The organism is Bacillus sp. 05T22, assembly GCF_056396765.1.
This window is the reverse complement of record NZ_JBFTMC010000025.1, coordinates 31,517-52,614: the sequence shown is the minus strand read 5'-3', so window position 1 is coordinate 52,614 and position 21,098 is coordinate 31,517. Positions and strand designations below refer to the sequence as shown.

At 35.7% G+C, this 21,098-nt stretch carries 23 protein-coding genes and 1 pseudogene; 8 read left to right on the top strand and 16 right to left on the bottom strand.

From position 1 onward, the window contains the following. The coding region (locus AC1DIT_RS11000) for an aconitase family protein (protein ID WP_476998189.1) at positions 1–1,362 on the bottom strand (1,362 nt) is incomplete at its 3' end. Positions 1,363–1,654: 292 nt separating this feature from the next. Between AC1DIT_RS11000 and sspO the strand changes: the two genes are divergently transcribed. Then, complete coding sequence (gene sspO, locus AC1DIT_RS10995) at positions 1,655–1,804, top strand: small acid-soluble spore protein O (RefSeq protein WP_003199101.1); 150 nt, start codon at positions 1,655–1,657, stop codon at positions 1,802–1,804. A gap of 38 nt (positions 1,805–1,842) precedes the next feature. Here sspO and AC1DIT_RS10990 read toward each other — a convergent pair whose 3' ends face one another. Both AC1DIT_RS10990 and AC1DIT_RS10985 read right to left on the bottom strand, forming a co-directional pair. Further along, complete coding sequence (locus tag AC1DIT_RS10990) at positions 1,843–2,568, bottom strand: polysaccharide deacetylase family protein (protein ID WP_016115724.1); 726 nt, start codon at positions 2,566–2,568, stop codon at positions 1,843–1,845. Positions 2,569–2,612: 44 nt separating this feature from the next. Continuing rightward, positions 2,613–2,876, bottom strand: a complete 264-nt coding sequence (locus tag AC1DIT_RS10985; protein ID WP_016131800.1) for a hypothetical protein — start codon at positions 2,874–2,876, stop codon at positions 2,613–2,615. 120 nt (positions 2,877–2,996) lie between these two features. Here AC1DIT_RS10985 and AC1DIT_RS10980 point away from each other — a divergent pair, with 120 nt between their 5' ends. Both AC1DIT_RS10980 and AC1DIT_RS10975 read left to right on the top strand, forming a co-directional pair. Beyond that, a complete protein-coding gene (locus AC1DIT_RS10980; protein WP_000414451.1) occupies positions 2,997–3,140 on the top strand; it encodes a small acid-soluble spore protein P in 144 nt (47 codons plus the stop codon). A 143-nt stretch (positions 3,141–3,283) separates the two neighbouring features. Beyond that, positions 3,284–3,664 carry an Hsp20 family protein gene (locus AC1DIT_RS10975; RefSeq protein ID WP_016115726.1) on the top strand — a complete coding sequence of 127 codons (381 nt, stop codon included), beginning with the start codon at positions 3,284–3,286 and terminating at the stop codon, positions 3,662–3,664. A 270-nt stretch (positions 3,665–3,934) separates the two neighbouring features. Here the strand turns inward: AC1DIT_RS10975 and AC1DIT_RS10970 are convergent, their stop codons facing one another. After that, the gene (locus tag AC1DIT_RS10970) at positions 3,935–4,327 is read right to left on the bottom strand and encodes a hypothetical protein (RefSeq protein WP_016115727.1); all 393 of its coding nucleotides are present in this window, start codon (positions 4,325–4,327) and stop codon (positions 3,935–3,937) included. 119 nt (positions 4,328–4,446) lie between these two features. Here AC1DIT_RS10970 and AC1DIT_RS10965 point away from each other — a divergent pair, with 119 nt between their 5' ends. After that, positions 4,447–5,667, top strand: coding sequence for an alanyl-tRNA editing protein (locus tag AC1DIT_RS10965; RefSeq protein ID WP_077294950.1), 1,221 nt, complete (start codon positions 4,447–4,449; stop codon positions 5,665–5,667). A gap of 49 nt (positions 5,668–5,716) precedes the next feature. On the opposite strand, the gene AC1DIT_RS10960 is transcribed toward AC1DIT_RS10965, so the two are convergent. Further along, on the bottom strand, positions 5,717–6,160 hold the full coding sequence (locus AC1DIT_RS10960) for an NUDIX hydrolase (protein ID WP_016131802.1): 444 nt from the start codon (positions 6,158–6,160) through the stop codon (positions 5,717–5,719). 131 nt (positions 6,161–6,291) lie between these two features. Here AC1DIT_RS10960 and AC1DIT_RS10955 point away from each other — a divergent pair, with 131 nt between their 5' ends. Then, a complete protein-coding gene (locus AC1DIT_RS10955; protein WP_016115730.1) occupies positions 6,292–6,864 on the top strand; it encodes a DUF6434 domain-containing protein in 573 nt (190 codons plus the stop codon). Positions 6,865–6,879: 15 nt separating this feature from the next. Here the strand turns inward: AC1DIT_RS10955 and AC1DIT_RS10950 are convergent, their stop codons facing one another. The 5 genes from AC1DIT_RS10950 to AC1DIT_RS10930 form a co-directional block, all read right to left on the bottom strand. Next, the gene (locus AC1DIT_RS10950) at positions 6,880–7,977 is read right to left on the bottom strand and encodes an acetyl-CoA C-acyltransferase (protein ID WP_016131803.1); all 1,098 of its coding nucleotides are present in this window, start codon (positions 7,975–7,977) and stop codon (positions 6,880–6,882) included. Further along, positions 7,970–9,436 carry an acyl-CoA synthetase gene (locus AC1DIT_RS10945; RefSeq protein WP_033671390.1) on the bottom strand — a complete coding sequence of 489 codons (1,467 nt, stop codon included), beginning with the start codon at positions 9,434–9,436 and terminating at the stop codon, positions 7,970–7,972. The genes AC1DIT_RS10950 and AC1DIT_RS10945 overlap by 8 nt, the downstream gene beginning before the upstream one ends. An 83-nt stretch (positions 9,437–9,519) precedes the next feature. Next, a complete protein-coding gene (locus tag AC1DIT_RS10940; protein ID WP_016131805.1) occupies positions 9,520–10,095 on the bottom strand; it encodes a biotin transporter BioY in 576 nt (191 codons plus the stop codon). Positions 10,096–10,506: 411 nt separating this feature from the next. Continuing rightward, the gene (locus AC1DIT_RS10935; RefSeq protein WP_016131806.1) at positions 10,507–12,126 is read right to left on the bottom strand and encodes a long-chain fatty acid--CoA ligase; all 1,620 of its coding nucleotides are present in this window, start codon (positions 12,124–12,126) and stop codon (positions 10,507–10,509) included. Positions 12,127–12,487: 361 nt separating this feature from the next. After that, positions 12,488–12,691 carry a hypothetical protein gene (locus AC1DIT_RS10930; RefSeq protein ID WP_016115734.1) on the bottom strand — a complete coding sequence of 68 codons (204 nt, stop codon included), beginning with the start codon at positions 12,689–12,691 and terminating at the stop codon, positions 12,488–12,490. A 98-nt stretch (positions 12,692–12,789) separates the two neighbouring features. On the opposite strand from AC1DIT_RS10930, the pseudogene AC1DIT_RS10925 reads away from it, so the two are divergent. Further along, positions 12,790–13,110 (top strand): annotated as a pseudogene (locus tag AC1DIT_RS10925) (GNAT family N-acetyltransferase); the annotation flags it as partial. Positions 13,111–13,192: 82 nt separating this feature from the next. Here AC1DIT_RS10925 and AC1DIT_RS10920 read toward each other — a convergent pair. Genes AC1DIT_RS10920 through AC1DIT_RS10910 form a run of 3 tightly spaced genes read right to left on the bottom strand, consistent with a single transcriptional unit; the run spans position 13,193 to position 14,733 of the window. Continuing rightward, complete coding sequence (locus AC1DIT_RS10920) at positions 13,193–13,441, bottom strand: DUF2164 domain-containing protein (protein ID WP_016115736.1); 249 nt, start codon at positions 13,439–13,441, stop codon at positions 13,193–13,195. Positions 13,442–13,456: 15 nt separating this feature from the next. Then, positions 13,457–13,915 carry a peptidoglycan recognition protein family protein gene (locus tag AC1DIT_RS10915; RefSeq protein ID WP_016133198.1) on the bottom strand — a complete coding sequence of 153 codons (459 nt, stop codon included), beginning with the start codon at positions 13,913–13,915 and terminating at the stop codon, positions 13,457–13,459. 14 nt (positions 13,916–13,929) lie between these two features. Beyond that, a complete protein-coding gene (locus tag AC1DIT_RS10910; RefSeq protein ID WP_016131809.1) occupies positions 13,930–14,733 on the bottom strand; it encodes a protein phosphatase 2C domain-containing protein in 804 nt (267 codons plus the stop codon). 149 nt (positions 14,734–14,882) lie between these two features. Here AC1DIT_RS10910 and AC1DIT_RS10905 point away from each other — a divergent pair, with 149 nt between their 5' ends. After that, entirely contained in the window at positions 14,883–15,692 is an 810-nt protein-coding gene (locus AC1DIT_RS10905; RefSeq protein ID WP_016131810.1) for a YitT family protein, read from the top strand. Between the two features lie 29 nt (positions 15,693–15,721). On the opposite strand, the gene AC1DIT_RS10900 is transcribed toward AC1DIT_RS10905, so the two are convergent. Next, entirely contained in the window at positions 15,722–16,090 is a 369-nt protein-coding gene (locus AC1DIT_RS10900) for a VOC family protein (RefSeq protein ID WP_016131811.1), read from the bottom strand. Positions 16,091–16,369: 279 nt separating this feature from the next. Here AC1DIT_RS10900 and AC1DIT_RS10895 point away from each other — a divergent pair, with 279 nt between their 5' ends. Then, positions 16,370–17,911 (top strand): BA3702 family sensor histidine kinase, encoded by a 1,542-nt coding sequence (locus AC1DIT_RS10895; protein ID WP_016131812.1) that lies wholly within the window; start codon positions 16,370–16,372, stop codon positions 17,909–17,911. Between the two features lie 203 nt (positions 17,912–18,114). On the opposite strand, the gene AC1DIT_RS10890 is transcribed toward AC1DIT_RS10895, so the two are convergent. After that, entirely contained in the window at positions 18,115–19,689 is a 1,575-nt protein-coding gene (locus AC1DIT_RS10890) for a glutamate synthase-related protein (protein WP_476998188.1), read from the bottom strand. Between the two features lie 89 nt (positions 19,690–19,778). Continuing rightward, on the bottom strand, positions 19,779–20,906 hold the full coding sequence (locus AC1DIT_RS10885) for an alkene reductase (protein ID WP_016131814.1): 1,128 nt from the start codon (positions 20,904–20,906) through the stop codon (positions 19,779–19,781). Between the last annotated feature and the right edge of the window lie 192 nt (positions 20,907–21,098).

Sequence of the window (21,098 nt, the reverse complement as noted above, 5' to 3'; positions counted from 1 at the left end):
AATTAATACATATGGGTTAGATGTATTTGTACAGCTTGTAATCGCAGCGATTGCAATTGCACCTGTTTTCATCGTTACTTCTTGATCTTTTAATGCAACTTTCACTTCTTTATCAAATTCTTGTTCATTGAACCCAAGTCCTTGCGTTCCAACTGGTGCCACAACCGCTTTATGGAACTCATCTTTCATGTTTGAAAGAGGGATTAAATCTTGTGGACGTTTTGGTCCTGAAAGGTTAGATTCAATTGTATTTAAATCAATTTCAACAAGATCTGTATAAATTGGATCTTTGCTGTCTGCTGTATAGAATAAACCGTTTGCTTTACAGTATTCTTCAACAATGCGAATTTGTTCTTCGTCTCTTCCTGTTAAACGTAAGTAATCTAATGAAATTTCATCAATTGGGAAGAATCCACAAGTTGCACCGTATTCTGGTGCCATGTTTGAAATTGTTGCACGGTCAGCTAAAGGCATGCTCTGTAGTCCGCTACCGAAGAACTCAACAAATTTACCAACTACACCTTTCTGACGTAACACTTGTGTTACTTTTAACGCAACGTCTGTTGCTGTTGTACCACTTGGAAGTGTACCAGTTAATTTAACACCGATTACTTCTGGTACTGGGAAGTATGAAGGTTGTCCAAGCATCCCTGCTTCTGCCTCAATACCACCAACGCCCCATCCAAGGACACCGATACCATTAATCATTGTAGTATGAGAGTCTGTTCCCACTAATGAATCTGGATATGCAACTAATTCACCTTCAGCATTTTTCACCGCATGAACAACTGGTGCTAAATACTCAAGGTTTACTTGGTGTACAATACCTGTTGCTGGTGGCACTGCACGATAGTTATCAAACGATTTTTGTGCCCAGCTTAAAAATTTATAACGTTCTTCATTACGTTTAAACTCTAAGTCCATGTTGAATTCAAGCGCGTCTGCTGTACCCGCTCTATCAACCTGTACAGAGTGATCGATTACAAGGTCTACAGTAATTTCTGGATTAATTTTATCAGGATCTCCACCCATGTCCGCCATTGCTTTTCGAAGTGAAGCCAAATCAACGACAGCTGGAACACCTGTGAAGTCTTGTAAAATTACGCGAGATGGTTTAAATGGAACATCGATATCTTGAACATCTTTCGTTCCCCACTTCGCTAAATTTGTAACATGCTCTTCTGTAATTACACGTCCATCAACTTGACGAAGTACAGATTCAAGCAAAACTTTAATTGAATACGGTAATTTTGATACGTTGCCAACCCCTGCGTTTTCAAGCGCTTTCAATTGATAATAATGATACGTTTTTCCATCTACTTCAAATGTTTCACGAGATTGAAATGGATTATGTTTGACCATTATGTTTCCCCCCTGTTAAACGTGACTAAGTTGTCTGAATATAAAATGTAGACAAATTTTTCAATACCTTACGATAATATCTTATTACAACTTTCTAAATAAGTAAATAATAAGAAACTTATGGTTTATCATAAGTTTTCTTTATCTCTCTAAATCCGAATAGTATTCGCTCTCCTTATGAATACTATTATCATAAAGTAAAGCTTTCTTTTTGGAGCTTTTCTTCTCTGTTCATACATGTAATGAACAGAGAAGTATTTTTATAAAGAAAACATTGTAGAGGTGAAAATAAATGGGTAAACGTAAAGCAAATCATGTAATTTCAGGAATGAATGCTGCATCAGCACAAGGACAAGGAACTGGCTATAATGAAGAATTCGCAAACGAGCCACTAACACCAGCTCAGCGTCAAAATAATAAAAAACGTAAAAAGAATCAATAATGAAAAATCCCAAAAGGAAATCCTTTTGGGATTTTTATTTAATGCTTATAACGTAACAATTCCGAAACTTTCACAAATCGATACCCTTCCTTTTGAAGGGCCGACAGGATTTTTTCTAATGCAGCTACCGTTTGACTACGATCATTTCCTCCGTCATGCAGTAACACAATATCTCCGCTCTTCGCATTTTTCACAACATGATTCACAATGGACTCAGTTCCTGGATTTGCCCAATCTTTTGGATCTTGATGCCAAGACCATAAAACGGTTTGATAACCCGCTTCTTTTGCCGTTGTAAAAACTGCATCGTTAATATATCCACCTGGTGGACGGAAAAGTAGCGGCTCCTTTACCCACTTTTGTAAATACTTTTTCCCCGCTAAAATATCATCTTTTAATCTTTCATCAGATGCACTTCTAGCATATAAATGATTCATCGTATGATTTCCAATCTCATGTCCTTCCTTTAGCACCTGCTTAACTAAATACGGATTCCGCTGAACCCGAAAACCAATCATAAAAAAAGTTGCCTCAGCTTTATATTGGTGTAATAGCTTTAACACCTGCGGAGTATACGTAGGATCCGGACCATCATCAAATGTAATTGCAATTATCTTCTCGTTATTTGGTACCTCCCACGTTACATAACCCGTAGGCTCTAATTCTTTTCTCATCAGCATTTTCGCTTCTACTTTGTCCACTTGAAATATATGTACTACACAAACCAAACAAATGATTATTACAGAAATTTTTCTTTTCAACATATTGACTCCAAACTTGAACAGGTTGTTGAACTCATACAACCTGTTCAATCGCCTAGCAGATCCACATCTCGTATAATGTTTTGCAAATTACTTTCATACCGCTCAAGTTGTGGACGTTGTGTTTCAGATGCTACTTCCAATGCATTTTGAATTTGTTCATATGCCTCTTGAACTTCTTGGCGTAAATGCTTTAAATCCTGACCATAATTCGGGTCATTTTTCACAATATTGTTGTATAAATTTTCCGCTTGTACGACTCCTTGTTGTGCGGCTTGAAAAGCTTGCTGTTTATCTTTATGATACGGCATACGCTTTCCCCTTTCTGTTATAGTTAGTCTTACTTAGCTTTACCTTTTTTCATAAAAACATTCTCGTATAAATTTACAAAGTTCTCTCATTCTAAATACAAGAAGGAGGTGCAACACAACATGGAAAAAAACAATAGCAAGTCTATTCGTCAAAACACAAAAAAAGGACAGCCCTCTGGGCAACCTGAGCCGCTAAGTGGGTCACATAAAGTAAAAAACCGAAATCATTCAAGACAAAAAAATCACGCGCATCACGATATGTAAAAGAAGGACAATGCACATGCATTGTCCTTCTCACTTAAGCTATTTACAACAAACCACTCAACATATTTTCTAGTTTGTTTTTCACCTCTAATTTCTTAATGCATATTATAATATGAATTGAGACTTTACGGAGGGTGTCTTACATGGGCAAGAAAAAGAAAAACTGTCTTTTTCATGTTGATGGTTTTGAAGAATGGATGGATCAGTTTTGCTCTGATTCATACGACAACTTCAGTTTCCCTAATCACATCCACATTGATCTTTGCGAAACGGAGCAAGAGTATATTTTAGAAACTGATATCCCTAATGTGTCAGAACAAAATGTACTTATAAACAAGATGGAGACAGGCCTAGCAATTCATATATTTCATAAGAACTCGTCCTTGCAACGAACAATTTCTTTACCTGCTAACATCATCTATAAAAAAATGCTAGCCTGTTTAGAAAATGGCTTTCTTGCCATACACATTTCAAAAACTGAAGTTGCAAATGAACATGAGAAAAAAGTTCTTTTTTTTAATTAAAACGTTATATAAAAACAGAGTGGAAAAAGTTTGTTACTAATTTTTCCTACCCTGTTTTTTCTTTATTTTATATAAAGTGAAACTTCCATCAGTGTGGGGTTCTTCATCCCCCCACCTATCTTCTTTGCTTCTCTCTGAACCTTGAGATAGGGAGGATTACTGTCCGTTAATGCGGGGTAAAATTAACCTTCTAACCCTACTTCATACATATGCATAGAAAAAGAAAGCAAACTAACAGCTTTCTTTTCCCTGTTTCTATAGTAAATATAATTATACCTTGGCTGTCCTAGATAATTCCATGTCAATACCATATGTAAACTGTAATTCTTTGCAAACGTCCTTGATTAGGATGTTCACATCATACTTTTCATTAAATTCAAGAACCGCATTTTCCACTTCCTCATACGTATATTTGTATTCACCAGTGATGACACTTTTTAAATCAAAGCATTCATTGATACAAAGCTGAACGAGAAGCTGATCATACATAGCGGACACATCTTCTTTTTTCCATAATAACTCTTTCACATATAACCGATCGAATATTATACTTTCTCGATTACACTCCATTAAAGTCCGAGTCATATCATGTAATTCTCGATATAGTTCAGAAATATTTGTATTGAGACGAATCAATTTGTCTACGCCATTTTCATACAGCATTTCATCCACCCCCGTATATTCCCTTTTTCTTATTATAGCAAGAAAATTCTAAAAAAGAGGTTTTTTCTTCTGAAATATTAGGAAACTTATTTAGATTGCTTTACAATGAAACTAGTGAGATAGAAAGGAGTACGAAAGTGAACCAAAAATTATATTACATCGATGCCTATCAGCAAACATTTACAGCTCAAATTATTAAACAGGCCTATGATAGCGAAGAAAAATTATATGTYACTTTGACAGAAACAGCATTTTACCCAACTGGCGGTGGGCAACCACATGATACAGGAACATTAAATGAAGCTTCCGTCGTCAATGTTGAGGAAGTTGAGGGCGAAATCCGTCATTTTATATCAAGTGAATTACATACAAAAGAAGTAACAGGTAAAATTAATTGGCAGCGTCGTTTTGATCATATGCAACAACATACAGCTCAGCATATCCTATCCGCTGCATTTTGGGATCATTTTGACATTCCTACAATTGGTTTTCATCTTGGAAAAGAAACGATAACAATTGATTTAGACACGCCTGAGCTTTTGATAGAAACAGCCACTAGCGCACTCCAAATTGCAAATCAAATTGTCTTTGAAAATCATCCTATCCATATTAAATGGATGAACTTAGAGGAAGCAAAACAGTTACCGCTCCGAAAAGAACCAACAATTACAGAAAATATTCGCGTTGTAATCATTGAAAACTATGATTATAACGGTTGTGGTGGTACACATCCAAAATATACAGGTGAAGTGGGGCCAATTCATATAATAGGGTGGGAGCGAAATAAAGGTGGTATCCGTTTAACATTTGTTGCAGGATGGCGTGTACTCAAGTTAATGGAGCGTCATCAACAAATTATTAAAGACGTTTCCAAACAGTTAAATAGTAGTGAAAATGATATTCCAAATAAAGTAACCCAGCTTCTTACCTCTCAAGAAGAAAGCGAAAAAGCACTACAAACTATGAACGAAAAACTACTTTTCGTAGAAGCAAATAAATTGCTGCAACAATCCATAGACATACATGCTGGAACACTCATTTCTAAAGTCTTTACAAATCGTTCCATGCAGGAAATCACGAAATTATCAGCTATCATTACCGAACAAAATGAAAACTCTATTACATACCTGGTTACCGAAAATGAAGAAAAATTACAATGCGTTCTTGCATGCGGGAAAGCGGTAACAGCAAACATGAATACAATTTTGAAAAATGCTCTTCCTACTATTGAAGGAAAAGGCGGCGGTAATCAAAAAAGCGCTCGCGGCGGAGGAAAAGCAATTATTACAGGTGAAGAATTTCTAGCTCATCTTATTCATTTATCACAAGAAACTTTTTAAAGTAAAATCTAAAGGATAGCCTGATGCTATCCTTTAGATTTTTATCTACTTACAAGCCAATATTTTGTTTCAATCCTTGATAAGTTCCTGCATTAGGAAATCCTTTTTCAATAAGTTCGATAAATGCCTCAGAAAAATGATAATTTCGTAATTCTGTTAGTGGTACCATCTTCACATCATGGATTGGATTATGATCAAATTCATTAGACGGTAACTTTATTTCTCCCGACACCCTTTCAAGTAAAAACGTAATATGTACTAGTGATGGCGTAACATCCGGTTTATCACAAATATATAGTAATTTCTTAATTCTAGTTTCCAATCCCGTCTCTTCTCTCATTTCTAGAATCATAGCTTCTTCTAACATTTCTCCACCCTCTACTCTTCCGCCTGGTAAAGACCAATTTCGATCAGAAACTTTTTGCTTTACAATTAAAAGGTTTTCTTTCTCAATCAAAATTCCAGTTACTCGAACTTGTAATAAATGATTCATATAGTCTCCTCTTTTCATTCTATACATATGACTTCCAAGCTATATAATTCTAGATTATTAGCTAAACTCCTTCCACAAAAGGAACATATGTTTTACAATTAAGGAAATTATAGAAGAAAGAAGCGATTTCTATGCGTCCGCCTTTAACAAGAAACATACTAATTGAAGATTTTAAAAATTATTATTGGCTAAAAACAGAGTTGCAGGAATTTTGTCGTGAATATGATTTGCCAACAAGTGGTTCTAAAATAGAAGTTACTGAGCGCATTGCAACCTTTTTAACTACAGGTAAAATACTGAAAAATAGTCCCGCCAGAAAAAAACAAATCCTACCTTCTTCTTATGAGCCACTTTCTCTACAAACCATTATTACTGAAAATCACCGCTGTAGCGAAGATGTTCGGGCTTTTTTCAAAGAAATAATCGGTGCAAAATTCCGATTCACAGTAACACTACAAAACTTCTTCAAAGAAAATATCGGAAAAACATATGAAGATGCTGTGACGTTTTGGTATGAAGAACAAGAAAGAAAAAATGATCCTTCATATAAACCAAACATCGGTGCTCAATTTGAATACAATCGCTTTACACGTGCCTTTTTCCAAGATTCATATAACAAAGGAAAAACAAAAGTCGATGCTATCTCTGCTTGGAATGAAATAAAATCAAAACCTGGAAGTAATGTCTATGAACCAAAAAAGTAGAAAACTAGATTTTTTCTAGCCCTCTACTTTTTCAAATAATAGAGCAAGCCCAATTCCCCCGCCAATACCTAATGTTGCTACTACGTATTGCGCCTTTCTTCTTTGTACTTGATAGAATAACCGAGTCACAAGCATAGCTCCTGATGCACCGTAAGGATGACCGAGAGCAATTGCTCCACCGTTTACATTTAACTTTTCATAGGAAATTTGTAATTCTTGCGCACAGGCCACAATCTTAGCAGCAAAGGCCTCATTCATTTCAATATAATCAACATCGTCTATTGATAGGTTCTGATCTTGTAATAACTTTTGCACAGCATATATAGGCCCACTCCCTGGTAAATGTGGATCTACACCAATAACAGTACTATGAACAAACCGAAGAATCGGCTTATATCCAAGTTCACGAGCCTTTCCCTCCTCCATTACAAGCACAGCACAAGCTCCATCATTCACACCACAAGAATTTCCTGCTGTCACTGTTCCTCCTTGTAAAAAAGCTGGCCTTGTTCTCTTTATAATTCGTTCATAATTCATTCCGTACTTTATCGTTTCATCCTCCGTTACATTTGAAGAAATCGGGATAATTTCTTCTTGTAAATATCCTTTTTCTAGCGCTCCCAATGTTCTTTTATAACTGAAACAAGCATACTCATCCTGCATATCCCTTGTAATTTTGTAGCGCTCTGCTACATGTTCAGCTGCTATCCCCATATCTGGATCTCCGATAAAATCAGGAGAAAAGCGAGCTCTCTTCTCAAAAGGAGATGTACTTGTACTTTCAACACCACCGGCAATATAGCAATTCCCTGCACCACCTTGAATCAAGTGACAAGCCATCCGAATTGCTTCTAATCCAGCCCCGCATTGGCGATCAATTGTTACACCTGGTACCTTATATAGCAGCCCAGCTTCAAGTGCCGATAACCGTGCAATATTTCCGCCTGGTCCAACAACGTTTCCTAATATTACATCGTCTATTTCATGCTCTATACCTTTACTTAAGTGCGCCAGTATAGGTGCTGCCAATTGCTGTACTTCATACTCTCTCAATATTCCATTTCGCTTGCCAATAGGCGTTCGTTTTGCTAGTACAATCACCGCTCTATTCATATACTTTCTCCTGTTTTACAACTATATGTTTTGCCACTTCACGAGCAATTTTCCCACTGCTTGTATGAGGAATTTCATCAATAAAATACCACTCTCTTGGAATTTTGAAAGATGATAAATGCTGTAAACAAAATCGTTTCAATTCTTGTTTTGTTCCTTTTCCCTTTACAATGGCAACAGGCTTTTCTCCCCAATACCCATCCTTCACACCAACAATTACGATTTCATCAACATTTGGATGAGTGCCCAATACACTCTCAATCTCTTCAGGGAAAATATTAATACCTCCAAATAAAATCATATTTTTTTCTCTACCTACTATATATAAAAAACCTTCCTCATCTTGATAGCCTATGTCATGTACAGTCATCCAACCATCTTCTGTAACTTGACAAGATAGATCTCCGTTCAGTAAATATCCCATAAAAAACTGATCACTTTTCGCATAAATAGTTCCAATTTCACCTTGCTTCAATTCCTTACCCTTTTCGTTACATATCCGAATTTGCACATTATGACATGGCTTTCCAACTGAACTGGCTTTTCTTTCACTTTCTACATCTGTTAGTGCTGTGACAAAGCTTAATTCAGAAGCACCATAAAATTCATATCTTTTTGCATACGGAAATACGGTTTTTACTTTCTGTTTTGCTTCCGCCTCCCATTTTGCTCCTGAAGAAATAATTTTTATTTCCTGTTCAATAACACTTTCTTCTTTATATAATGCCTCTAGCATCGTCGGAACTGTGTACATCACTGAAATATTCTCTTGTTCCAATATAGATAGAACATGACTCGGGATAAATTTTTCTATAAGATACACTGTTTGCCCTAAATACAGCGCACTTATTGCCCCGTATAAAAAAAGGGAATGGACCAATGTACCAGCAAGCAAAACCGTATCATTATTTTTCATATGGAAATCATGCAAATTGCAATCAAAGCTATGAACCCAAGAATCCTGCGCACGAAGAAATGCCTTTGCTTCCCCAGTTGATCCCGATGTAAACCCCATATAGAAAGGGTGGTTTTGTACACTTTCTGAAGAATGATACGTATTTAACTGATTATCCACCATCTGATTCCATTTATTGATAGAAAGTACAGTTCCATTTATTCGCGGCAATTCACTCATCTTATATTGCTCAGAGGTAATGACAATAGAGGGATTTGCTAACTCCAATCTTGCTTCAAGTTCGTCCTGCTTCCACTTTAAATCAAGTGGAACACAAACCCATCCTGCCATTGCAGCACCTGCAAAGATCTGTAAAAATTCAATACGATTCTCTAGTAAAATCGCGACCGTTTTATTCGTTGTTTTTTCTTTATTGAGCCAATTTGCAACTTGGCAAACAGATTCGTGCCATTCTTTATATGTTAGTAGTCTATCTTTTTCCTTTATCGCCATTTTATTCGGATGTATACAAGTATGTTTTATATAAGACAATGTAATCCCCACCACTATTCATCCTTTCCTTTCAGATAACAAAAAGAAACACGCTAATACGTGTTTCCTACATTTTATAAAATCCCTTACGCTCTTTATCTAGCATTTGAGATTTTACCATTCTTTACAGCAGGCGTAATGACGTGCTTCAATGAACGATATAATCGAGGTACAAGAAATGCTGCAATCACAGCTTTAACGAAATCACCTGGCAAAAATACGACACTTACTTTAATCGCTTGCCACACAGAGATATCCATTATAAATGATTGAACAGTCACGCCAAATATATAAACAACTAGAATTCCACCAATTATATTAATCAAAAATACTTTTATAACAGATGCATGGCGTAAACGCTCTACAAAATACCCTATCACAAACGCTCCAACAACGTATCCGATTAAATACCCTGCACTTGGACTAACAAATACGCCTGGACCACCGCGGCCACCAGCTAACAATGGTGCCCCTATCCCAACTACAAACAAGAAAACCATCTGACTTAATGCCCCAAGGCGAGATCCAAGCAATCCTCCTGCAAGCATAACACCAAGAGATTGCAATGTAATAGGAACAGGTGTAACAGAAAGCGCAATTGGTGGTATCAGTCCTAACACACCCATAACTGCACTAAATAAAGCAACAAAAACTAAATTCTTTGTATTCATCTGTCTATTTCTCCTATTTGTAAACTATAAATACTTTCAAGGTAACATATTACAGAAGTTATATTACCTTCCCAGAGATTTAATGTCAACACATTTTCAGTTGAAGTTAACAAATGACGCTGTATCCTATATAAAAAGCTAACTTGTATGATTCACTCTTTTCTAAATCTATTTCAATTTGTATTATTAGTATTGCTGACATTTATTATAAGCTTTTCGATCAAGGAAAAAGTAGCACTCATTAGTTCAAGAATTTTCTACCGAACTAGGCAACTATTATTTTGAAAATCCAGCCTATAAAATGTCGACCAAATATTTTAAACTTACAATCGAAAACGCTGTAAATTAGTCATTATTCAATATAAAAAGCGACTCACAATCATATCGTGGTGAGTCGCCCTTTCTTATATATTACTTTTCACTGCTTCTATGCAAATGCTCTAATTCTTTTCGTAACGCTTGTTTCAAAAATTTCCCAACTGATGTTTTAGGGATCTCCTCCATAAAAACGATATCATCCGGCAACCACCACTTCGCAAACTGCGGTCGTAAAAATTCATATAATTCTTCTTTCGTTACAGAACTATTTTGTTTTTGCACAACACATGCAACAGGTCGCTCCTGCCACTGAGGATGAGGTACCGCGACAACTGCAGCTTCAAATACAGCCTCATGTGCCATTAAAGCATTTTCTAAATCTACAGATGAAATCCACTCACCCCCACTTTTAATAACATCTTTTGTGCGATCAACAATTTTAACGCAGCCCTCCTCATCAACTGTAACAACATCACCTGTATATAACCAACCATCACGGAATCCTTCTACCGTTCGTTCATCGTTATAATAACTTGCAGCTATCCATGGTGCTCGTAAACATAATTCTCCCATTTCAGTTCCGTCCCATTTCACTTCCCCATTTACTCCCACTACTTTCATTTCAACGCCTGGCACAAGATATCCTTGCTTTGATCGAATTTCCAGTTGCTCTTCATAGGATAAATCTGTTTCATAGCTTTTTAACCGTGCAAGTGTCACAAGTGGACTTGTTTCCGTCATACCGTATGCATGCACAAAAGGAACATTATGTTTTTGTTCGAATGCAGCTATCACACTTTTAGGTGCAGCAGCACCCCCGCATAAAATCCGCTTCATACTTGATAAATCATAGTTATTATTTTCCAGTTCTTGTAAAACACCAAGCCAAATCGTTGGTACACCAGCAGCCAACGTCACTTTTTCATCCTGGATCATTTCAAGTAATATTTTCGGTGTAAACATCGGACCAGGTAAAACTTGTTTTGATCCAAACCACGTTGCTGCAAAAGGTAATCCCCAAGCATTCACATGAAACATTGGAACAATTGCCATTGCTACATCACTTTCAGATAATGCAGCTGTATCTGCTAATCCTAGAGCCATACAATGAAGTACTGTACTACGATGTGTATATACAACACCTTTTGGATTACCTGTTGTCGCTGACGTATAACACATACCAGCTGGCGTGTTTTCATCCATATCTTTCAAGAATTGGAAATCAGGATCCCCTTCTGTAAGAAGCTGTTCGTAGTGATAGACCGGCTCTAGTGAAGTTTCTGGAAGTTCTTTTTTGTCGGTCATAATGATGTATGCTTGTACAGTCAATAATTCACTTTGAATTTTTTCAACGAGGGGTACGAGATCTTCATCAACGAGTAAAATGCGATCTTCTGCATGTCCAATAATATAGGAAATATGCTGTGCAGATAAACGAATATTAATAGTGTGCAAGACAGATCCAATACTCGGAATAGCAAAATACGCTTCCACATGACGATGATGATTCCACGCTAAAGTCCCAACTCGTTCTCCCTCTTTTATCCCTAATTTCTGTAACGCACTAGAGAGTCTCCTTGTTCTTTCTCCTAATTGCTTGTATGTTAAAGTTGTTATAGTATCATGTGTACGTGAAACAATTTCTTTTTTTGGAAACAACTTTTCTGCCCTTTCTATCATTGAACTAATTGTTAATGGTACATTCATCATCATATTTCTCCCAACCTCCTATTAAAGCGTTTTCATTTTTAGACATTATACCAAACTTTCGCACTTATGAGTTTTATTTTTCTGTATTTTCTGAAATATTTCCAGAGAAATATTTCTTCTAGCACACACCTCTCATAGAAAACAGAGAGTGACTCCTTTATAAACCACTCTCTGTCTTTTTGAACATATGTATCACACAAAATCGCATACCTCTTCATATCACGACATGTTCTTTTTACAAATACATCATTTTTAATTATTTTTTTGAATTATATTCGAATATATCAAGAATATCTCGTATATGTATCAAGCATAATATTAATCGATTTGTATAAAGCATTGGATATGAATGCTTTTCTTCTATTTATATTGGTTTCTTCTTGAATTTTTGATAATTTCGCACTTTCAACAAAAGTATACTTCCACAATCCGTACAAATATAAGCATCTACTGGAGAAGACGTAAACATCGTTTCTTTTTTTCTTATTTGCGCATATCCAACAAACTCACCTTCCCCAATATTGCTAGAGCCACAATAAGAGCATGTATGTATCTCTTTCTTTCGCATGAGAGCACCACCTTCGTTCTGTTTCTACTCCCTTCGACAGCAATCTTCCAATTTCCTCCCATAAAAAAATCCTACTTCTCCTAAATTTTAAAAGGTAAAATAACCAAGTCCTTTTTGGTAAACCAGGATGGCGTTTTTACATAGCGACGATTGAAGATATTCCTGCTGGGATAGGTGTACTTTATATGAATCAAGGTATAGCTTCACTCGCTGCCTCTGCCACTTTACCAGATTACCAGCGACGAGGCTGCCATACTTTATTAATTCAAAAACGGATCCACACAACTTTTGAATCACAATGTAAATTACTTGTTGGTCAAGCTCGTTTTGGAAGTATAAGTCAAAACAATATGGAACGCTGCGGTATGAATATTGCTTATACAAAATCAATTTGGACTCATGAAAACGATAAGAAATGAAAAAAGATAGTATGGATAGGATATTCAATCCTTACTATCTTTACTCTTAATAGTTATGTTTCTTTAATATTTAAGCCTCTTTTTACTTACCTTCTTGTTTTTCTAATACGTATAAATCCTCTTCTATGTTCGACAACTTATCTGTAATTAACTTTCTCGCATCTCCAATCGCTTGGTTATATGCATATGGTCCAAGTAATTTTATCATTTCTTCTATTAAACGTTCTGCTTGAAAACGCCCGATTGTATCTAAGTCTTCCTCTTCAAAAAACTTCTGAATTTGTTCTACAAGCTCATCTTTCTTTTCATTTGGTATTTTTACATTCATCATGAATCCTTTTCTCCTCTATTTTTGAGATAATGTTTTCCTTAACTCTACCATAGAAAAACGTGTTCCTGGGCAAGTTTTTGTGACACCTTCTAATTCCCGATGACCAAGTATATGTTCTTCACATATAGAAAACTTCTTCATAAACCACTTACATAGTGAATGTAAAGAATCGATTTGCGCTAAAGTCGGATCATATTTATCAAAATTACCTGTCATACAAATCCCTATCGTTTTGCTATTATATCCTTTTGCATGGGCTCCAATGTATAATCCCCTACCTTCAAACACCGTCCCATCTTCTTCAATAAAATAATTATATCCGATGCCACTCCATCCTCGTACCTTTTGATGGAATTCATGTGTTTTATACACATCCCATCCATCTTCAGCAGTGTGATGAATGATGAGTTTTGTTACGTTTTGTAAAGGCTGCAATTCATCTTGAAACGTCAGTTTTGCTTGCTTAATTTCCATTCAGGATCCTCCTTTTACAACTCAATCATGATTATCGTTTTATCATCTGGTCGAATCCGTTTTTGTTCTTCTAATTCTTCTATTATAGAAACATATTCTTTTATACCATGCATGCTTACATATTGTACTGTTTGCTCAAGTGACCAGTCTGGGTGAAATAATCCATCCGAACAAATAAATATTCCTTTCACTTCAGAAAGTGGTAATTCCCCTTGTTGGATCCAAGTAATTGCTTCCGACATCCCATTTGCTACTGAATACCCATTGGGCATATTGGCAAGATAACGATTATATTTTAGTTGCTGCCTAATGTCATTAAATATATATTCTTCCCATACAAGAAGTCCCTTTTCCCTATCTTCTTCACGCTTTCTTTGCGCTCGTGCACTAATTCCTTTCACTGTATCTTTTGTTAACACCTTTATGGTTCCATCATGCAATGTAGCAACAAGCATACAGTCACCAAGTTGAGCATATTGAATGCTTTCATCCTTTATACGAACTACAGCAATACATGTACACCATAAATGATCTTTCTTTGTCGTATCAATCTTATAATCTATCATTTTTTCTTGTAATGCTTCGTTTGCGTTTGCAATTGCTTTTTGCAAACTTGTCACTTCTTTTAGCGATGTAAAATGACTTGCAAATACGTTTGAAGCTAGATATGCTCCATTATGCCCCTCTTCATCTTGAAATGGGACGGGTGGCGTTGCACCATCACATACACCATAGATTTTCAATTCTTCATTACAAAAAAACGAGTCCTCACATTCCTGTTTCAAAGGACTTTTCTGTTGATACATTTGAATTTTCATATTTTTACACCCCTTTAATGAAATATGTAAAAATAATTTGATTTTTTGAAGTAGTCTAACTTCCCGAAATAAACTGTTTTCACCTAAAACTTTCAATCTCATATATAATCTTGAAATAATATGATTTTTTAGTGAAGGACGGGAAAAAGATGGTCAGATTTCTTGGAGTTATCATTGGTTCTATCATTGTTGCAATTGCCTTTAATCTTTTCCTTATCCCCCACAAGATTTTAAGTAGTGGAATTGGCGGAATTGCTATTATCTTAGGAATTGTAACCCCTGTAAACACAGGCATTATTAACTTCGCATTAAACTTACCTATTCTTATTTTAGGGTACATAGGTCTTGGAAAAAAAATAATTTTTAATACAATCGTCTCTGTAGTTGTATTATCAGTAGCATTATATTTGATTCCAGTACAAGTCGTTGCAACAGATCCACTTCTATCTTCTATATTTGGAGGCGTAATTGCCGGAGCAGGAGTTGGCCTTGTCTTTAATTGCCATGGTTCAACAGGTGGATTTGATATTATTGGTATGCTACTATCTCGCAAAAGAGATATTAAACTTGGTGGTTTTCTTATCATTTTAAATACAGTCGTTGTTGTCATTGCTGGATTTTTCTTCAACTGGGATGTGGCGTTAACGAGTTTACTTTCAATCTATGTAACAGGTAAAGTAATTGATGCCGTTCATACGAAACATCGTAAAGTTACACTTATGATTGTAACAAATCAAGCAGAAGAAATGAAAAAGAAACTCCTTTCCACTGTTGTGCGAGGAATTACACTTCTTGATGGTGAAGGTGCGTATTCAAGTGAGAAAAAACATGTACTTATGACTGTTGTTTCACGTGAAGAGCTTGCTGGTATGAAACTAGCCATTTCTGAAATTGATCCACAAGCATTCGTTAATATTACGGAGACTGTTGAAGTATTAGGGTTATTTAGGAGAGGTTAAAAAACTAGGTGAAGTTCCACCTAGTTTTTTTATTTATTCTCCATAAATTCTAGTCTATTTCCAAATGGATCTGAAACATAAAATCTAATTATATCTGGACGAGCATAATCATCTATGACTTGAATCCCTTGCCCGATTAGTTTTTCCTTAAATTCATCGATCCCCTGAACATAAAAAGCTGGATGCGCTTTTTTAGCCGGAGAAAAAGTTTGTTCAACTCCTATATGAATTTCTTGATTTCCACAACGAAACCAACAACCGCCACGTTTTCTTAATTCTTCTGGTTTCGGAATCTCTTCTAAACCTATTTTATTTCCATAAAAGTCTCTTGCCTCTTCTTCACACCCTACTGGTGCTGCTACTTGTACATGGTCAATCCCTTGAATATAACCTGCCATATCTCTCTCCTCCTTTATATTTTTATTTTATAGTATACTGCTTTAAAAATAACTTATATAAGTTTTATAAAACTCCATAAGATTTACTTAACAGCCACAGGCATATCATTTGTTCTATAATGAAGAAGGCGCTTTAATAACAACTTAATTAAAAAGAATAAAAAACACAGATTATTCTGTAAATTTGTTTTTTATAGAAATATATAATGTTTTTCATATATTATATTTATAATAGGTTATTGAATCTGTTTTAGATGCTAGTTGCACGGAGGAAAAATTATGAGTCGAAAAAAGTTCTCATCTATTCAAAAAAGTCGTCATTCGGCTATACCCCGCCGTTTGCGAAATCATATTCAAAATTGTACTTTAACAGAAATGTACGCATCTCTTTTTGAACATAATCCTGATGGTATTATTTCATTGAACTTACAAGGAATCATATTACATATTAATCCCTCTGCGGAAAAAATATTGGGATATACTTCAGAGGAATTAGAAAGAAAAACAATTACTTCTATTATAGAAGCACATATTTCTGATCAAGTACTGCAATTTATAAAAAATACTACAGCTGATAATCAAGAAGAATACATACTTTCTATCCACCATAAAGATGGATATCAAATAGATGTAGTTACAAAATTAGTCCCTATTTTTATTAAAAATCATCTCTCAGGTGTATATGCAATTATGAAGCCACTCGAGAAATCTGAAAAAATCGAAAAAATGTTAAAAGAGAGCGAAAAACGATTGCGCACATTGATGGACTCAATGCCTGCCTTTGTCATCTTTAAAGATCATGAAGGGCGCTGGCTTGAAGCAAATGATTACGCACTTTCTTGCTTTGATTTTCATGATGTTCCTTATCACGGAAAAAAAGATAGTGAACTCGTTCAATATAATGAAGCGTACCGCGAAGCATTTTTACATTGTGAACAAATTGATGAACTCGCATGGCAACAAAAGAAAATTATTCATGGCGAAGAATTTATTATTCATAAAAGTACATCCAACCTTATCTTGGATCTTTCAAAAGTTCCACTCTTCCATCCTGATGGCTCACGAAAAGGCCTTATTGTTATGGGCAGGGATGTTACTGAATTAAAGAAAACAGAAAAATTACTACGAAAATCTGAAAAATTAGCAGTAGTCGGACAACTAACAGCAGGAATCGCTCATGAAATCCGCAACCCGTTAACGGCCTTAAAGGGATTCTTAACATTATTGCAACCCGATATTAGCGAACAAAACAAATGGTATATAGATGTTATGCTTAGCGAAATTTCACAAATGGAATCCATTACAAGTCAATTTATGGCAATGTCTAAGCCACAAGTGTTATCTATTCATTCTCACCAAATCCAATCATTAATTGAAGAAGTAGTAACCTTTATTTTACCTACCGCCATCATGCATAGTACACATATTATTATGGATCATCTTTCGACTATGCCAGAAATTCAATGTGATGGTAATCAACTAAAGCAAGTCTTTATTAATGTACTTAAAAATGCGATTGAAGCCATGCCTCGCGGAGGAAATATCTTCATTCAAACAAAGCAAGTAGATGAGAATTTCATTTTAATCCGTATTATAGATGAGGGGTGTGGCATTCCAGAAGATCGTATTTCTCGTTTAGGAGAACCTTTTTATAGTTTGAAAGAAAAAGGAACTGGATTAGGCTTAATGATGTGCTACAAAATAATCGAAGAACATTACGGTAAACTTCAAATCTCAAGTGAGTTAAATAAAGGAACAACTGTAGATATTCGATTACCCATCTCCCCGTTGCCAAATAATAACGAAATGGAAAAAGAGTAAATAGATCTTTCTATTTACTCTTTTTATAGTAATTTACTAATATTTTATTCTGTCACTTGCTCCAGTATTGTTTCCATCCACGAAAAAATCTTTATAAACCCACTTTCTAAAAAACTTAAAGTCAAAATATCCAGAAAATATAATGATGTTTTTTTTGCACATCCCCTCCGCCAAAGTGCAAGGAATGTTTCGTGCTATTTCTCTCACTTTTCACCTACTACTGGAAATAATTTCGATAACGGAATAACTCTACCTGTTTCATCTTTAAATACAATGTGATCCCTTGTTAAATGCCGTGGACTTTTCACCCCTGCCGCTGCTGATAACGCAAACAAACTATATCTCATGCTCACAATATAATTCATCACGCGCCACTTTTTTTCATTGTGGTCTAATGCTTTTTGATAATGTGGATTCGTTGTCGCAACCCCCGAAGGACATTGTCCGGAATGACACTGAAGTGCCATAATACACCCACTTGCCATCATAAATCCGCGTGCAGAATTAACTGCATCGGCACCAATTGCTAAGGCTATTGCTACTTTATCAGGTGTTACTAATTTTCCCGATGCAAAAACTTTCAACTTATCTCGAACATCAAAACGACAGGCTGTATCAACAAACGTAATGAGTGCTGGTATAAGTGGTATCCCCATACTATCTGCCATCGATTTATAAGTGGCACCGGAGCCTCCTTCCGAGCCATCAATTGTAATAAAATCTGGATAAATATTTAATTCCTTCATCGTTTGTAATAACTCTTCTAGCGGTTTTTGTTGCCCGATAACTATTTTCATTCCAACTGGTTTACCACCTTTTTCTTGCAAATCATGAATAAAACGCAAGGCGTCTTTAGCATGATATAAAAACGCAAAACGATTTGGTGAATTTATCGTTTCCCCTTCTTTTACTTTTCGAACAGCAGCTATTTTCCGATTCACTTTTTGTCCCYCTAAATGTCCACCGCGTATTTTTGCACCTTGCCCAAATTTCAGTTCGAATGCTTTAATATTCGGCTCTTTAGCTTTAACTACGAACTCATCCATTGAAAACCCCCCCTCTTCATCACGATATCCAAATAAACCTGGACCGATTTGAGCAATAATATTTGCACCTGTTTGTATATGCTCTGGAATTACACCACCCTCACCTGTATTAATCCATGACCCCCCTGCCATTTTCGATCCATATCCTGTAGATAAAATATAATTTTCACCAATTGCACCATAAGAAGTAGCAGATGCCCCAAACATTCCATATATTTTCCATGGAAATTTACGATTCTCTCCAACTACAATTGCATCATCTTCCTCATATAGCCAAAGATTTGTTTCATCTACAGTTAATTTTTCTTTTCTAGAAAACACACCTTCTTTATGAATTACATATTTTTTTGCAGCATGCTCTTCAGAAAGGTCCACATTGAGTTCTTCTGTAAGAACTGGAAATAGAGTGTTTGCAATATAATATCCAGATGCATTAAAATCCCGTTTCGAGCCAAAACCTAGAACTTCAGATCGATATTTTGCTAAAAACATTACACTTTGAAAATCATAACGTGAAAAAGGTTTTCCGTCTGTATCATTATCAAACCAATATTGCCGAAATTCAGGCCCTATCTTCTCCAATAAAAAACGCATCCTTCCTAGATACGGATGGAGTTTCAATATAGAATGATGTGTTCGTTTCTTAATAAAGAATGTAGCCATAAAAAAGATAATGAACAGCAAGATTAACAATAGTAATATACTAATAATAACGAGTAGCGTTTCATTCATTTTCGCTTCCCCCTATCATGCCATTCTCTTATATTTTTTGCTTACATAATAAAAGAAGAACACCTTATGTGCTCTTCTTTTATTATTATTCATATCAATGTAGCAAGATGCTGTTTCGCATCGTATTCCTCTAAATTTTCCCCGCGTTTAACACGATGAACAAAATCCGGATTAGAAATCAATGGTCTACCAAATGCTGCTACATCAATTGTTCCTTCTTGTAGTGCTTCTTCTGCCTCTTTTGGATTTAAATTCCCCACTCCTACAATTATACCATTCCAATATTTACGAACTAATTGATGTAAGTTTTTTCCGTCAGCTATAACTTGCGTATAGTTCATTGTTGAAGGATGGATCATCGTTAATCCTACTTCACGGAACATATTTATAAACGTTTTAATTGCTTCCTCCGGATTTCCCCACATATAACTAGGGTTATCCCCTTTAAAGGCTGAGAAACGCAGTAGTGTTTTATCTGCACCAACCGCCTCTATTACAGCTTGCACAACTTCTTTCATAAACGTTAATCGTTGCTTTAAATCTCCACCATACTTATCTTTTCGATCATTCGCAAATTCATAAGCGAATTGATCGATTAAATATCCATGTGCACCGTGAATTTCGACGCCATCGAATCCAGCCTCTATTGCATTTTTAGCAGCTTGTGCATACTGCCCAATAACTTCTTGAATTTCTTCTATCGTCATCGCTTCTGGATTATCAAAAGGCTTCCGAAAACGTGGGACATTTCCTTGAGCAGCAATCACAGAAGGTGCTTGTGGTAAGAATCCACCTGTTAGTTCATGATGGCTCATACGTCCTACATGCCATATTTGCGCAATAATTGTTCCACCTTCTTTATGTACTGCATCTGTTACTGGTTTCCAGGAATCAATTTGTTCTTGTGTATAAATACCTGGGACACCTGGATTCCCCTTTGCTCTTGGGCTAATTACTATTCCTTCTGTAATAATTAAACCAACACCATCAGCTGCTCGTTTACGATAATACTCGACTACATCAGACCCAACTACTCCCGTCTCATCATTAGCAAAACAACGAGTCATCGGTGCCATCGCCACGCAATTACGAAGAGACCATGTCCCAATTTGAATCGGATTAAACAACTTTATTTCCTCAATATTTTCAAAGGATCCCCAATTATTTATGTTCGTACCTTCGTAAATACTTACCGCTTTATTATTTGAACTTGTCATTCTTTTCCCCCCTTGATTCAATCAAAAAACTAACTATAAACGCATCATAATTTCTCTTGAACGACCACGTCAATTTATAAGTTCTCATCATATAGTATCTGCATATTAAATTAACAAAAATAATAAACATAAAATAAAAAGAGTTTCCAAATTAGGAAACCCTTTTTATAGTTGACCATATGGCGCTATCAT